This is a genomic window from Parasegetibacter sp. NRK P23, assembly GCF_023721715.1.
Classification (GTDB): Bacteria; Bacteroidota; Bacteroidia; order Chitinophagales; family Chitinophagaceae; genus Parasegetibacter.
Map to the genome: position 1 here is coordinate 1,830,855 of NZ_JAMDLG010000001.1, position 15,181 is coordinate 1,846,035.

The following is a 15,181-nucleotide window of genomic DNA, read 5'->3' on the forward strand; positions in this document are numbered from 1 at the left end:
GTTCCAAGTTTTAGGTTAGGTTTTCCTCATCTAAAACTTGAAACCTAAAACCCGTCACCTTATTTTTTCATTTGTTTGAACGCGTTGATGAGTCCGTTCGTTGATGCGTCGTGTCCCGAAACCGCTGCATCGTCCAGCAATTGGGGGAGTATCTTGTTCGCAAGCTGTTTGCCGAGTTCCACGCCCCACTGGTCGAAGCTGTAGATGTTCCAGATCACGCCTTGCACGAATATCTTATGTTCATAATAGGCGATCAGTTGTCCCAGCGTGAACGGCGTGATTTTTTTGACCAGGAAGGAATTCGTGGGCCGGTTGCCTTCGAACACTTTAAAGGGCAGCAGTTTGGCGATGGCTTCTTCCGGCAGTCCGGCTTTCACGAGTTCGGCCCTTGCTTCTTCCGGCGTTTTCCCGTTCATCAGCGCTTCGGTTTGCGCGAAGAAATTCGACAGCAATTTCGGGTGATGGTCGCTGATAGGATTATGACTGATGGCCGGAGCGATGAAGTCACATGGTATCAGTAGCGTTCCCTGGTGGATCAGCTGGTAAAAAGCATGTTGCCCGTTGGTGCCGGGTTCTCCCCAGATCACCGGGCCGGTTGCATAAGTTACAGCGTTACCGTTCCTGTCCACATATTTCCCGTTGCTCTCCATGTTCCCCTGCTGGAAATAAGCGGAGAAGCGGTGCATATACTGGTCGTAGGGAAGAATGGCTTCTGTCTGGCTGCCGAAGAAGTTCGTGTACCACAAACCCACCAGCGCCATAATCACGGGAATGTTCTTTTCGAATGGCGTTTCCCTGAAGTGTTTATCGCTTGCCTCCGCGCCTTTCAGCAATTCTTCGAAATGTTCATAGCCGATGGTGAGGGCGATAGAAAGACCGATAGCGCTCCAGAGGGAGTACCGTCCACCTACCCAGTCCCAGAATTCGAACATATTCGCAGTATCGATCCCAAAGGCGGCCACGGCTTTTCCGTTTGTGCTCAGCGCCGCGAAATGCTTCGCGATAGCCGATTCATCTTTGGCGGCGGCGAGCAGCCATTCCCTTGCCGTATTGGCGTTGGTCATGGTTTCCTGGGTGGTAAAAGTTTTGGAGGCCACGAGGAACAGGGTTTCTTCGGGCGTTACTTTTTTTAATGTTTCCGCGATATGCGTGCCATCTACATTGGAGACGAAGTAACTTTCGATACCATCTACTTTATAGGGACGCAACGCTTCGGTTACCATCAGCGGACCAAGATCACTTCCGCCGATGCCTATGTTCACAATGTATCTGATCTTCTTTCCTGAAAAGCCCTTCCATTCGCCAGAATGAATTTTAGCGCAGAAAGCTTTCATTTGCGCCAGTACCTTTTGTACGGCGGGCATCACATCTTCCCCTTCCACTAATACCGGGTTGCCTGAAAAATTGCGCAGGGCGGTATGCAAAACGGCCCTACCTTCCGTTACATTAATGCTATCGCCACCAAACATGGCCGTGATCGCGTCTTTAACGCCGGCCTCGCTGGCCAGTTGCAGCAGGAGCGTAAGCGTTTCGTTGTTGATGCGGTTCTTGGAATAATCGAACAGGATGTCCCCATCGGTGAGGTGGTATTTTTCGAACCTAGCCTCATCTTCCTTAAAAAGGTCACGGAGATGAATATGCTTTATCGCCTGGAAATGTGCGCCCAAAGCGGCCCATGCCTTCGTTTGGGTGGGGTTGGTAGATGGTAGCATGTAATGTTTTGTTTGCTCAAATGTACGAACTGAGGGGAATAAATCCTTCCGGTAAAAACATGTTCGTTGCCGTGACCAGGTGATATATACCCACAAATGGGCATTGTTTGGTTGAAAGGAGCATGGTATTTTCGTGGCCTTCAATAGAGATCATTACCATTAAACATACAGATGCCTAGATGCGGTTGGCGGTTTTCGGACCGCTTTCCTTTTTTCGCGCAAGCGCTTACTGCTGTGCAGTTCGCGCCGCAAAGGGGCAAGGGACGCAAGGAGCTGTTGATAGGCTGTTTGGGAGGATTTTTTGCAGAGGCGCGAATGGTATTTAATTGCTTACAAAGGCGCACAGCTTCCTGCTTCGTTCCTCGCAGGCAACGTTGCTATTGTATAGGAGTGGTGGTATAATGATCTCAATACAATAGGTAACTTATTCAACCCCAATTTGCAGCCATTAGTATAATCTCTCTATCAAAAAACTCCTTCTCCCCACAAACCTACAGGGAATTCAGTAGTGCTCTAATTTTACGCCTTTGAGAGAAATAAATTGCCACAAGAGAATTCCAAATTAAGCACTTAAAACACAAACAACGCCTTGCGTCCTTGCTTCGTTGCGCCTTTGCGTGAAAATAACTCTTTTTACAAGAAGTATGCTTATACCGAAAGCCCCTCAATCACCCCACAGCAATAATCCACCATCTCAGCAGAAACATCCAGGTGTGTTACCATCCTGATTTGCGTAGGGGAAATAGCCATGCAGCGGATACCTTTTTCATAAAGTATCTCTACAATTTTACTTGGCGATAAATTATCTTCTAAACTGAAAATCAATATATTAGTTTCCGGCATCTCAAATTCTTTCACAAACGACTTCGATTTCCATGCCTCTGCCAGTCTGCGTGCGTGAACATGATCTTCCGCCAATCTTTCAATATGATGTTCCAGCGCATACAGGCCTGCCGCAGCCATATAACCGGCCTGGCGCATCCCTCCACCGAATACTTTCCGGATACGCCTTGCCTTTTTAATGAAGGCGGCATCGCCGAGTAATACACTTCCGATGGGGCAACCGAGCCCTTTGTTCAGGCAAACGGAAATGCTTTTGAAAACCTTTCCGTATAGTTCCGGTGTTTGCCCGGTTTTTACCAATGCGTTAAAAAGCCGTGCGCCATCGAGGTGAAAGCTAAGGCCATGCAGCCGGCAAACCTTTGAGATAGCCTCAATAGTGTCCCATTCATAACAGGAACCGCCGCCCCTGTTGGAGGTGTTCTCCAGTGCCACCAGGGAAGTGCGTGCCTTGTGTACATCGTCGGGGTTGATGGCGGCTTCCACGGCATCGGCTGAAATAAGGCCGTTTTTTCCCGGGAGGGCCCGCACCTGCGCGCCGGAATTGAGGGCAATGCCGCCACCTTCGTAAATATAAATGTGGGCGTTTTGTTCGCAGATCACTTCGTCGCCGGGCTGGGTATGCACTTTTATGGCGACCTGGTTGCTCATCGTTCCGGTGGGGCAATACAAAGCCGCTTCCATACCAAACAGGGTGGCCATGCAGCGTTCCAGTTCGTTCACTGTAGGATCCTCGCCGAAAACATCATCGCCGGTGGGGGCGTTCATCATGGCCTTCAGCATTCCCGGGGTGGGTTGGGTAAAGGTATCGGAGCGGAGGTCTATTGTCATCCTTTGAAAATTTTAATTGGTGAAACGATTGCGTAATGCATTCATATACAAAGAAACGTGAATCTTCTATCCAATAGCCGCTTTCGTTCAAAATAGGCGTTTCAAATATAAAATCGCCTTACCTTCGCAAACTATGACACAAGAGCATTTAAAAGATATGAGGGACCGCCTCCTGGTTCTGAGGAGGTTTCTTTGACGTCGCTAACCGTCAGGAAAAAATAGCGCAGGATAAGCAACTGACCTTATCTCCCGGTTTCTGGGATGACAACAAGCGCGCCACCGCCATTGTAAAACAGATCAAACTGGATGAATTCTGGGTGCAGCTTTATGAACAGGTGCACACGGATGTGGAAGATTTCGCCGTCTTGTTTGAATTCTGGAAAGATGGCGAGGGGACCGAAGAAGATGTGAAGCAGGCGTATGAGAAAGCCCTTAAAAGTATTGAGGAAGCGGAATTCAAGAGCACGCTGAACCAGCCTGAAGATGAAATGCCCGCCGTGCTGGAAATCAACAGCGGCGCAGGTGGAACAGAGAGCCAGGACTGGGCCGAGATGCTGATGCGCATGTACCGTATGTACGGCGAAAAGCAGGGCTGGACCGTGAGTGAACTGGATGTGCAATGGGGCGACGGCGCCGGTATCAAATCGGCGACATTGCAGTTCGACGGACCGTTCTCTTACGGATTCCTGAAAGGAGAGAGTGGCGTGCACCGCCTGGTGCGTATTTCACCCTTCGATTCCAACGCCCGCAGGCACACGTCTTTCGCAAGCGTATTCGCCTACCCGTTAGTGGATGATTCCATTGAAATTGAAGTGAGTCCGGCCGACCTTGAGTGGGAATTCTACCGCAGTGGTGGTAAGGGTGGACAAAACGTAAACAAAGTGGAAACGGCGGTGCGTTTGAAACATATTCCCTCGGGAATTATTGTGGAATGCCAGCAGGATCGTACCCAGGGCGCCAACCGTGAGAAAGCCCTCAAGATGTTGAAGAGCCGTTTGTATGAGGAAGAACTCCGCAAACGGGAAGAAATGAAGAATGCTACCAACAGCACCAAACAGAAAATTGAATGGGGGTCACAAATACGTTCTTACGTGTTCCATCCCTATAAAATGATCAAGGACCACAGAACCGATTACGAAGTAGGCAACGTGGGCCCCGTGATGGACGGCGAACTGGACGGCTTCATCAAAGCCTGGCTCATGAGCGCAAAAGAAACAGAAACTACCTAAAAACACCATAATCCAATTGACCATGCACTTTGGAAATTTCAACTATCCCATGCCGGTAAACGAACCGGTACTGTCTTACGCCCCAGGAACACCCGAAAGGGCCGCTCTACAGAAAACACTCGCGGAACTGAAGAAGAAGCCCATCGATATCCCCATGTACATCGGCGGGAAATCGGTGAGAACAGGTAATAAAGTAGCTATTCACCCCCCGCACGAAAAAGCACACCTCCTCGGGCATTTCCACCTGGGCGAGGAAAAACACATCAAACAGGCGATAGACGCTGCATTGAAGGCCAAACAAGCCTGGGCCGATATGCCTTTGGAAGAACGCGCCGGCATCTTCCTGAAAGCGGCCGACCTCATTGCTACCAAATACCGTTTCCACATGAACGGTACCACCATGCTGGGGCAAAGCAAAAACGCCTACCAGGCCGAGATAGACGCTGCGTGTGAACTGATCGACTTCCTCCGCTTCAACGTGCATTTCCTCCGCGAAATATACGCGCAGCAACCCATCAGCGCGCCGGGTATGCACAACAGGCTCGAATACCGTCCGCTGGAAGGATTCGTACTGGCGATTACCCCTTTCAACTTCACGGCGATTGGTGGTAATCTCCCCACGTCCGCAGCGCTTTGCGGCAATACCGTGGTATGGAAACCCGCCAACACACAGGTGTATTCCGCCCAGATGTTCATGCGCATCCTCCAGGAAGCAGGTTTGCCCGATGGCGTAATCAACCTGATTTATGTGGATGGACCCACACTTGGAAAAGTTTGCTTTACACACCCCGATTTCGCTGGTTTGCATTTCACCGGCTCCACAGGCGTTTTCAACCAGATGTGGGCCACTATCGGAGAAAATATTTCCAAGTACAAAACCTATCCCCGCATTGTAGGGGAAACCGGCGGAAAGGATTTCGTCATCGCGCATTCCTCCGCTGATCCCGCGGTAGTGGCTACGGCACTGGCCCGTGGCGCGTTTGAATTCCAGGGACAAAAATGTTCCGCGGCTTCCCGCGCTTATATTCCTTCCAATATCGCGGAGCAGGTGAAGAAGAAACTCATCGACCAGGTGAACTCCATGAAAATGGGCTCCACAGAAGACTTCTCCAACTTCATCAACGCGGTGATTGACCAGAAAAGTTTCGATAAACTGAAGAAATACATCGACAACGCGAAGAAAGACCGGAAAGCGAAGATACTCGTAGGTGGTAACTGTGATAAGTCCGTCGGTTATTTCATTGAACCTACCGTTATCGAAACCACCGATCCTAGGTACGTGACCATGTGCGAAGAACTCTTCGGGCCCGTGCTCACCATTTATGTGTACGATGCCGATCAGTTTGAACGTGCACTCGACCTGGTGGACGCTACTTCACCTTACGCGCTGACCGGTTCCATCATCGCGACCGACAGGGCAGCGGTGGCCCTTGCGACCTCAAGGCTTCGCAACGCGGCTGGGAACTTCTACATCAACGATAAACCCACCGGAGCGGTAGTAGGACAGCAGCCTTTCGGCGGCGCACGCGCATCCGGCACCAACGATAAGGCCGGCAGCATGCTGAACCTGTACCGCTGGCTCAGTGCCAGAACCATCAAGGAAACGTTCAATCCGCCAACGGATTACAAATACCCATTCCTGGCCGAAGACTAATTCAAACAGGAATTACATTGGTTTTAAGGTTCGGAAGGCACTTGCTTTTCCGAACCTTAAAATTTTTAACTTTACCGCGTTTATGAAGCAGATCATCAATTCACAACAGCTCGGTTTAACCATTCAGAGGCTCAGCCACCAGATATTGGAGAACCACCCCGCCCTCACGGATACCGTCATCATCGGCATGCAGCCCAGAGGTGTATTCTTCTCCGACAGGATCGTGCAGCAACTGAAAGCGATGAAAGGGGTGGAAAAAGTAGCTTATGGTAAACTGGACATCACTTTCTACCGCGATGATTTCAGGAAAGAACTGCATATCCCCAATAAAACGGAGATTCCTTTTTCCATCGAAGACAAAACAGTGATCCTGGTGGATGATGTACTGTACACGGGAAGAACCATCCGGTCCGCCATGGATGCCCTGCTCGATTATGGCCGACCGGCCCGCATCGCGCTTTGTGTGCTGATAGACCGCCGTTTCAGCAGGCAGTTGCCCATTCAGCCCGATTTTACCGGCCGCTCTATCGACAGCATCATTACCCAGAAAGTAAAAGTGCTGTGGAACGAACGGGACGGCAGCGAAGAAGTAGTACTACTCGACGAATAGCAGATTTCTTGGCTTATTTCCCTTTAACCTGTAATTTTGCGGCTTACCATGCAGCTATCAACTAAACACCTATTAGGGATAAAGGATCTTACCCGCAGCGATATTGAAAAGATCCTCACAACGGCAGAAGAATTTAAAGAAGTATTACAACGACCCATTAAGAAAGTGCCGGCCCTCCGGGACGTAACGATAGTTAATTTATTCTACGAGAACTCCACCCGAACCAGGATATCTTTCGAACTTGCTGAAAAACGACTCAGCGCCGATACCATTAACTTTACCGCCAGCGGCTCCTCCGTTTCCAAAGGAGAAACACTGCGCGATACGGTGAACAACATCCTCTCCATGAAAGTGGATATGGTGGTGATGCGCCACAGCGCCAGCGGAGCACCGCACTTCCTCGCCAAACATATTCCCGCGGCCATCGTGAACGCCGGCGACGGCATCAACGAACACCCCACACAGGCTTTACTGGATGCGTTTTCCATCAAAGAGGCCACCGGCGGACTGGAAGGCAGGAAGATCGCCATTATAGGAGACATCATGCACTCGCGCGTAGCGCTCTCCAATATTTACCTCTTACAGAAAATGGGTGCCGAAGTAACGGTGGCAGGTCCGCCCACACTGATCCCAACCTATATGAAGGAAGCATTCAATGTACGCGTGGAATATGATGTGAGAAAAGCGCTGGAATGGTGCGATGTGGCCAACGTATTGCGCATACAACTGGAAAGGCAGAATCAGGTACTGTTCTCTTCGCTGCGTGAATACAGCCTTACCTACGGCATCAACAAAAAAATGCTGGACAGTCTTTCCAAAAAAATAACCATCATGCACCCCGGGCCCATCAACCGTGGCGTGGAACTCTCCACAGATGCGGCCGACAGCGATCAATCCATCATCCTCCAGCAGGTGGAGAACGGCGTGGCCGTAAGGATGGCGGTGCTGTACCTGCTCTCCGGAAAACTCCCGGAATCATAACGATTGAAACCCCTTGCTATATGAAACAAAGAATCTGCCTCTTCCCAGGAACATTTGATCCCATCACCCTGGGACATGTGGATGTGATCCGCCGTTCCCTGCACCTCTTCGATAAAATCGTGGTGGGCATCGGAACGAATACCAACAAAACCCCGATGTTCTCCGATGAACAAAGGTTGTTGTGGATCAAAGAGATTTTCGCGGATGAACCCAAAGTGGAGGCGGCTTCCTATTCAGGACTTACCGTTCATTTCTGTGAATCCATAGGAGCACAGTATATCTTGCGCGGCATCCGTTATGTAGCCGATTTCGAATACGAAAAAACCATCGCGGATGCGAACCGTGCCATGGATCCCGCAATTGAGACCATCTTCCTGACCTGCGAGCCCAAATACACTTCCATTGCTTCTACCATTGTGCGCGATATATTGAGGAATGGGGGAGATGCTTCGGCGTTTCTGCCGGAGATTGTGGTGAAGAGTTTGTAGAAATTGTCAGGGTTCAAATATCCTTACAAAATGATTCTCCAAATGATTCCGCATGCCGTTCCTGAAAAGCTCCGGCGTGCCATTTTCCAGCAACTCCACCAACTCCTTATGCGATACGAATGTTTTCAGTAATGGCTGCTTTTTCAACAAACCACTGTTGTGTACATAATCGAAGACAGGCAACAGCATCTTCTGGAATTTCTTCATCGTTTCATTACCGGTGATCTCATACAACTTGCCATGGAACGCGATTTCGTGTTGCACATTAAAAAGATGGTCCTGTGCGGCGGGCGGTTCATTCTGTACAATCTGTTTTAATTCCTCGATATCGGCTTTGGTAATGCGGTGAAAAAGGAAATCGGCCATGCCTATTTCCAGGACGAGCCGTATCTCGAATACTTCCTTTAATGTTTCGGGCGCAAGAATATGCGGGTGCATACTTTTGCCAAGGATACCGAAAATATCCGGACTCGTAATCACCGCGCCTTTCTTCTTCTTCGATGCTATCAGTCCCATCAAACGTAAGCGCAGCAAGGCTTCCCGTACAACGGTGCGGCTCACCCCAAGCGCTTCGGCCAGTTCCATTTCTTTAGGAATGCTGTCGCCCACTTTCAGCTTCTGCTGCTGCAGGAGTTCCACCAGGTTGGCTTCCACTTTGTCTACCAGACTGCTGGTTTCAATGCTTTTAAAGTGGCCGTTTAATAAGGTCTTGCTCATATTATGTAGAACTTAATAATGGCAAAAATACAAAATGATGGGCATTTAGAAGTTGTCGGAATTGTTGATTATAAAGCAGTTGTTAAATAAGGCGAAAAATATTTGGCAGAAAATCCAATTTGTTGTTAACTTTATTATGTCATACATAATACAAATTTAATCAAATCATGCTGTATGAGATCATTTAAGTTATTCGTCTGGGCATCGGTGCTTATGCTTTTCACTTTACCGGTGTTGGCCCAGTCGGTCAGAATTTCCGGGCTGGTGCTCTCGAAAGAAGGGAACACCCCGGTGCAGGGTGTTACGGTGCGGGTAAAAGGCAAAAGCGCCGCCACCCAAACCAGTGCTGAAGGTCGCTTTACGATTGAAGCGGCTCCCCTGGATGTGCTGGTCTTTTCATCTGTGGGTTTTCTTTCTCAGGAAGTAGTGGCGGGGTCGGACGCAACAAGTACCATTCTTTTGGAAGCATCCGTTTCAAAAATGGATGAAGTGGTGGTGGTGGGGTATGGTACGCAGTCGCGGCGGCAATTAACCGGCGCCGTTTCCACCGTGAACCAGAAAGCGTTTGAGCACACGCCTACCACGAATGTGGCCACCGTATTACAGGGCAATGCCCCGGGTTTACGGGTACAGCAGCGTACCGGCCAGCCAGGAACCACACCTTCAATTTCATTCCGGGGAGGAACCGAATTCGGCGGAGGGGGCACTCCTTTGTTTATCGTGGATGGTGTGATTGTTCCTTCGTTATATGGTCTCGATATCAACGATATCGCCAGTATCGATCTACTCAAAGATGCGGCATCTACCGCCATTTACGGCGCACGTGCGGCAAACGGGGTGGTATTGGTCGCCACTAAAAAAGGAAAGCGGGGAAAAGCGCAGGTGGTTTATGCTTTCAGCCATACGGCCAATTATATCCGGCCCAATTCATCGGAATACCTCAACGCTTCGGATTATATACGCATGAACCGTCTTGGTATCCAGTCAAGGTTTCGTGGCGATTCACTGGACAACAACACGAATGCCATGAATACTGACCGCAACCAGATCCTCGGCGCATGGGGCTGGGCGTTAAGTAATGGGTGGAGATCGGCTGAAGGACTTTATACCACGCAATTGCTGAACAACCAGAACAGGCATTTACTGAATACACCAGGCTGGAAGTTGCTCGTAGATCCCAATCCATTCAACACCGCCATAATGGACAGTATCCTGTTCACCGACCTCAGTGTCCAGGAAAGGGAGCGCATGATCCTTCAGCAGGTGAATACCGTGGAACACAATGTGAACTTCTCCGGCGCGAATGAACAGGGTTCCTATGCTTTATCGCTTGGTACGGTGAAAGACAACGGTATCATTGTAGGCTCCTGGTTGAAAAGAATGAACATGAACTTCAACGGTGGATTGAATATAGGGAAGAACCTGAAAGTAACCTCCAACATCGCGGCTTATGCGGTGGAGCAGGCCCTGCCTTACACAGACCCTGAAGGCGGTGCTGCTGGCGGACTGATGCAACGTTTTATAGGCGTGGCGCCCACGGTACGTTATAAGAATGATACTTCCGGCGTAATGTTACCCGGCCCCAACGATGCTACTCTGGGTAATCCCTTGTACTGGAAAGATATTGCTGTGAACAGCACCAACCAGCAACGTTTCCTGGGGGGTATCAACATAGAATATACCATACTGCCGTTCCTGAAGTTGCTGGCCAGCGGTTCCGGTTACTACCAGTACACGAATAATAATTTCTTCACCAAAGCATTTCAACAGGGCAATGGCGGCGCGTTCAATACCAACCGCGCAGCGAGTTTCAACAACAGCAGGATCGAACAATACACCACCAATGCTTTTCTTCAGTTCAATAAAAAATTCAACGATCATTCCTTAACAGCGATGGCTGGCGGTGAGTTTTATGACTACAAAAGTTATGTGCAGTCGGGGTTTGCGCAGGGTGCGCCAACAGACCTTATTCCCTGGCTCACGGCATCTACGCCACCCGGTGTGCAGGGAACAACCATCACCAATCCCGCGGGCGCTTCTTCCAATTTTAACGCATGGGAAAGAATATCTTCCGGCATCGGAAGGGTGAACTATATTTTCAGGAACAAATACCTCCTGGAAGGTGTGATTCGTATTGATGGCTCCAGCAGGCTCAACAAAGCAAATTATTTCGGCGCCTTCCCCGGTATATCGGCCGGTTGGAACCTGCACAACGAAGATTTCTACGCGGGCAGTGTTTTGTCGGACTACATCAGCACCATCAAACCACGGGTAAGCTACGGCGTGAACGGGAACGTGAGCTCCCTTGGACTGTACGCCACCGCACAGGTATACAACAATGCGGGTACTTACAATGGCCTCGGAGGCACTTACGCCGCTTCCTACATCAATTCCGACCTCAGGTGGGAACGTACCAACAGTCTGAACTTCGGCGCCGATCTCGGTTTCCTGAACGACCGGATCACGCTTACCGCCGATTATTTTATCCGCAATGTATTCGACAAACTCGCAGGACTGAATATTTCCTCCCAGACAGGCTTCGGTAGTTATACCACCAACCTCGGGCAACTGCAGAACAAAGGTGTGGAACTGGCACTGAATGCAAGAGTGATCGCACCGCAAACAGCGGATGGCTTCAGCCTGGAACTGGGCGCGAACTATTTCCATGTGAAAAGTTTCGCCAAAAAACTTCCGTTCAACAGTCTTCCGGGGAACAGGTCCAACGGTTTCTTTGTATGGGATCCTAAAAACCCGGGGCAACAATTGTACGTGGGTGGAATGTCGGAAGGACAAAGAATCGGATTAGATGAAGTCTGGGCGCCGAAATGGGACGGCATCTATACCGATCTTTCCAAACTGGGCACCGATGCGAACGTGTACAACGCATTCCTTCCTTACGCCAATAAAAGAATCAAACAACTTGGCGACGCGCAATGGCACCAGGTATACGCGAACGATACCATCGATAGCAGGCAGTTCACGTATGTGGGCAGAACCACGCCACAGCACATCGGCGGATTCAACATCAGCAGCGCTTTTAAAAATATCCGCCTGTATGCGGGCTTTGATTATGCCTTCGGTTTCGTCATACTCAATAATGAAATACTGCGCGGGCTCAGCCAGGTGCAGGGATCGCAAAATTCCACTTCCGAAGTATTGAACACATGGTCGCCTGTTAATACCAACGGTACTTTGCCCCGCTATTACTGGGCCAACCAGGGACGCAACTACGCCACCGATGCTTCCGGAAATAATCCCCCGGCCAATATGTGGGAAAAAGGCGACTATGTAATGTTGCGCGAACTTACATTGAGCTATGCACTCACCAATACGCTTCTTGAAAAGCTGGGTGGTGCCATCAAAGGCGTAAGCGTGAACGTAACCGGCAGCAACCTCTTTTACATGAGCGGCTACAGTGGCAACTTTCCCGAGGTGGGTGGAATAGACCAGGGCAAATATCCTTTGCCCAGACGACTCACCATCGGCGCAAGGATAACCCTCTAACACAGATCTGATCATTCCAAACAAAAGAAAGATGAAACAGCATACATTATTAACGATCGCCGTTTTCACCACATTGCTCTCCGCGTCGTCCTGTACAAAACAACTGGATGAAGTAGTGCCGCAGGATGCCGTAAGCAAAGAGCAGGCGCTCAAAGACCCGAACGCTGCACGCACATTATATCATGGCATATACGGGCAGTTCAGGGGGTTCACCGGAACCTTCTTCCAGTTGGGGGAAATGCGCTCCGATATATGGGTGGACGGGCTTTTCACGGAATCCGTGGAAGGAGGTTTCCAGAACCTGTACCGGCACAACATCAGTCACCTCAACGTGCCGTTTGCCAACTGGGCAGGTTTCTACAACCTGATCTACAATTTCAACAACGTCATCAAACTGTATCCGCAAACGCCTTTGCCGGAGGATGAAAAATCAAAGGCGCTTGCAGAAGTATATGGACTGCGCGCTTATGTGTATTATACCATGCTGAGAACCTGGGGCGCCGTTCCCCTGAATACTGAACCGGTGGAAAGCATCAGCAATGCGGCGGAGACTTACAAACGCCGTACTTCTGCCGACAGTATCCTGTTGCAGGTGAAAGCCGATATTGAAGAATCGCTGCGGCTGTTCGGTACCGCAAATACCCTTCCCGCGGGGAAACGTGTGTATTGGAGCAGGGTGGCAACTTTGATCCTGAAAGGTGATGTTTTCCTATGGTCGGGTACACACCACGGCGGCGGCAATGCCGATTTTAACGTGGCGAAAACAGCTTTGCAGGAAGTGAAGAACCTTGAAGGGGCCACACTGGGACTGCAAACCAATTACGCCGACATCTTCGATCCCACCAAAAAAGTGAACAACAAGGAGATGATCTTCGCGGTGAACTATGAACTGCAACAGGCACAACTTGGTGTTTTCGGCAGCTTCCTGGTGAATGCGATCCAGGCGAATACTTTATCGTTCGCACAGGCGGCCACACCTACGGTGTCTTCCGTTTATCCTTATGTAGGCGGCGCCAACAGGGTAGGGATGAACCAGGCCATGATCAACCGGCTGAGTTCCGGAACCGCCGACCAGCGTATTGCCAATACCTTCCGCGTAATATATTCAACTGCCGCTCCGTTTGGTACCAGGGGTATTTTCCTGACCAAATACATTGGCACAACCTCGGGCACCACACAAATTTACAACAACGATTATCCCGTTTACCGTTATGCGGATGTACTGTTGCTGCTGGCGGAAGCCAAAGCAAAACTGGGCGAAGACCCTTCCGCAGAAATAAACGCCATCAGGCAAAGAGCTTATGGCAGCGCGGCAACGCCATACACCAACGGCAACATTACTGAGCATATGAATGCCATTCTGGAAGAGTATCTGCGGGAGTTTATCGCAGAAGGCAAACGCTGGTGGGCTTTGAGGAGGGCAGGGGATAGCTATGTTTACGCGGCGCTGGACCCCAATTATTTTTCACCCACCACGGCGGCTAAATTCTTACTCCCGCTTTCGCAGGCGATGTTGAACGCGGACCCCTTGCTGGACCAGACAACAGGCTACCCAAGGCCCTGATAAATTTTTCACAGGAAAGGGTACTCGTAAGCAGTAAACACCGGGAGTTTTCGTGCTCCCGGTTCTAAAAAATTATCCCTAATTTATACTTAACAACGAAGTGTATGAACAGAAAGCACCTGGAAGGATTGATTGCGGCGCCATTTACGCCCATGCACGATGATGGCTCACTCAAACTTTCCTTAATTCCCATTTACTATGAAATGCTGAAAGCGAACGGCGTGAAAGGTGCGTTCATTTGCGGGTCCACAGGCGAAGGCGTTTCCTTATCATTGAAAGAGAAAAAACTGGTGGTGGAAGCATGGGCCATCCACACCAAAAATGATCCTGATTTTACAGCAATGCCTTTGTTGGGCGGTACCTGCCTTGCGGATTGCATCGAACTCGCCCTTCACGCAAGGGAAGCCGGCATGGATGCCGTTTCTTTTACAGCGCCCTTCTACTTCAAACCGGCTTCGGTACAACTGCTGGCCGCTTGTTGCAGGGAAGTGGCGAACGCTGTTCCTGACCTGCCATTCTATTATTACCACATTCCGGTGCTCACCGGTGTGAACTTTCCGATGATCGATCTGTTGAAAGCTGTGGACGAAAACCTTCCCAATTTCGCGGGCATTAAGTATACCCATGAAGATTTTATGGATTTTCTTTCCTGCATGAACTTCGCCAACGGGAAATATGATATGCTCTGGGGAAGAGATGAAAACATGCTCTCCGCGCTCGCCTTAGGTACAAAGGCCGCAGTTGGAAGCACCTTCAATTATGCCGCCCCGCTGTACTACCAACTGATGGACGCGTTCCGCAACGGGGACCTGAAAACAGCGAACAGGTTACAACAGACTTCCATCGATATGATCACACTGCTGGGAAAATACGGCGGCATCGCCACCGGTAAAGCTTATATGAAACTACTCGGCATCGATTGCGGCAGCTTCCGTTTACCGGTCCGGAATATGTCTGCTGAAGCTTATACCGCATTTAAAACAGAGGTGGAACAACTGGGTTTCCGGAATTTCGCCGCTCATCTTTCACCAGGGGTGCACGTATAAATTAC

General features: G+C 49.9%; 11 protein-coding genes. 8 read left to right on the forward strand and 3 right to left on the reverse strand.

The genetic code is table 11. The annotated features are described in order from the left end of the window. Positions 1-59: 59 nt before the first annotated feature. Together pgi and M4J38_RS07480 are read right to left on the reverse strand one after the other, a co-directional pair. Positions 60-1,712 (reverse strand): glucose-6-phosphate isomerase, encoded by a 1,653-nt coding sequence (gene pgi, locus M4J38_RS07475; protein ID WP_251758923.1) that lies wholly within the window; start codon positions 1,710-1,712, stop codon positions 60-62. 648 nt (positions 1,713-2,360) lie between these two features. After that, positions 2,361-3,383 (reverse strand): low specificity L-threonine aldolase, encoded by a 1,023-nt coding sequence (locus M4J38_RS07480; RefSeq protein WP_251758924.1) that lies wholly within the window; start codon positions 3,381-3,383, stop codon positions 2,361-2,363. A 133-nt stretch (positions 3,384-3,516) separates the two neighbouring features. Here M4J38_RS07480 and prfB point away from each other — a divergent pair. The 5 genes from prfB (at position 3,517) to coaD (ending at position 8,345) form a co-directional block, all read left to right on the forward strand. Beyond that, positions 3,517-4,612 (forward strand): peptide chain release factor 2 gene (gene prfB, locus M4J38_RS07485; protein ID WP_251758925.1). Its coding sequence is split into 2 segments (ribosomal slippage): positions 3,517-3,564 and positions 3,566-4,612, totalling 1,095 coding nucleotides; the frame shifts between segments, so codons are not numbered across the junction. Positions 4,613-4,634: 22 nt separating this feature from the next. After that, entirely contained in the window at positions 4,635-6,266 is a 1,632-nt protein-coding gene (gene pruA / locus M4J38_RS07490; protein ID WP_251758926.1) for an L-glutamate gamma-semialdehyde dehydrogenase, read from the forward strand. Between the two features lie 82 nt (positions 6,267-6,348). Then, a complete protein-coding gene (pyrR, locus tag M4J38_RS07495; RefSeq protein ID WP_251758927.1) occupies positions 6,349-6,876 on the forward strand; it encodes a bifunctional pyr operon transcriptional regulator/uracil phosphoribosyltransferase PyrR in 528 nt (175 codons plus the stop codon). A gap of 48 nt (positions 6,877-6,924) precedes the next feature. After that, the gene (locus M4J38_RS07500) at positions 6,925-7,857 is read left to right on the forward strand and encodes an aspartate carbamoyltransferase catalytic subunit (RefSeq protein WP_251758928.1); all 933 of its coding nucleotides are present in this window, start codon (positions 6,925-6,927) and stop codon (positions 7,855-7,857) included. 20 nt (positions 7,858-7,877) lie between these two features. Beyond that, positions 7,878-8,345: a pantetheine-phosphate adenylyltransferase gene (gene coaD, locus M4J38_RS07505; RefSeq protein WP_251758929.1), complete on the forward strand. Its 468-nt coding sequence runs from the start codon at positions 7,878-7,880 to the stop codon at positions 8,343-8,345. Positions 8,346-8,351: 6 nt separating this feature from the next. On the opposite strand, the gene M4J38_RS07510 is transcribed toward coaD, so the two are convergent. Beyond that, on the reverse strand, positions 8,352-9,062 hold the full coding sequence (locus tag M4J38_RS07510) for a FadR/GntR family transcriptional regulator (RefSeq protein WP_251758930.1): 711 nt from the start codon (positions 9,060-9,062) through the stop codon (positions 8,352-8,354). A gap of 174 nt (positions 9,063-9,236) precedes the next feature. On the opposite strand from M4J38_RS07510, the gene M4J38_RS07515 reads away from it, so the two are divergent. The 3 genes from M4J38_RS07515 to M4J38_RS07525 all read left to right on the forward strand — a co-directional run bounded on the left by M4J38_RS07515 (position 9,237) and on the right by M4J38_RS07525 (position 15,176). Continuing rightward, the gene (locus M4J38_RS07515; protein ID WP_251758931.1) at positions 9,237-12,566 is read left to right on the forward strand and encodes a SusC/RagA family TonB-linked outer membrane protein; all 3,330 of its coding nucleotides are present in this window, start codon (positions 9,237-9,239) and stop codon (positions 12,564-12,566) included. Between the two features lie 31 nt (positions 12,567-12,597). Beyond that, positions 12,598-14,130 carry a RagB/SusD family nutrient uptake outer membrane protein gene (locus tag M4J38_RS07520; protein WP_251758932.1) on the forward strand — a complete coding sequence of 511 codons (1,533 nt, stop codon included), beginning with the start codon at positions 12,598-12,600 and terminating at the stop codon, positions 14,128-14,130. A 104-nt stretch (positions 14,131-14,234) separates the two neighbouring features. Next, positions 14,235-15,176, forward strand: coding sequence for a dihydrodipicolinate synthase family protein (locus M4J38_RS07525; RefSeq protein ID WP_251758933.1), 942 nt, complete (start codon positions 14,235-14,237; stop codon positions 15,174-15,176). Positions 15,177-15,181 lie beyond the last annotated feature (5 nt).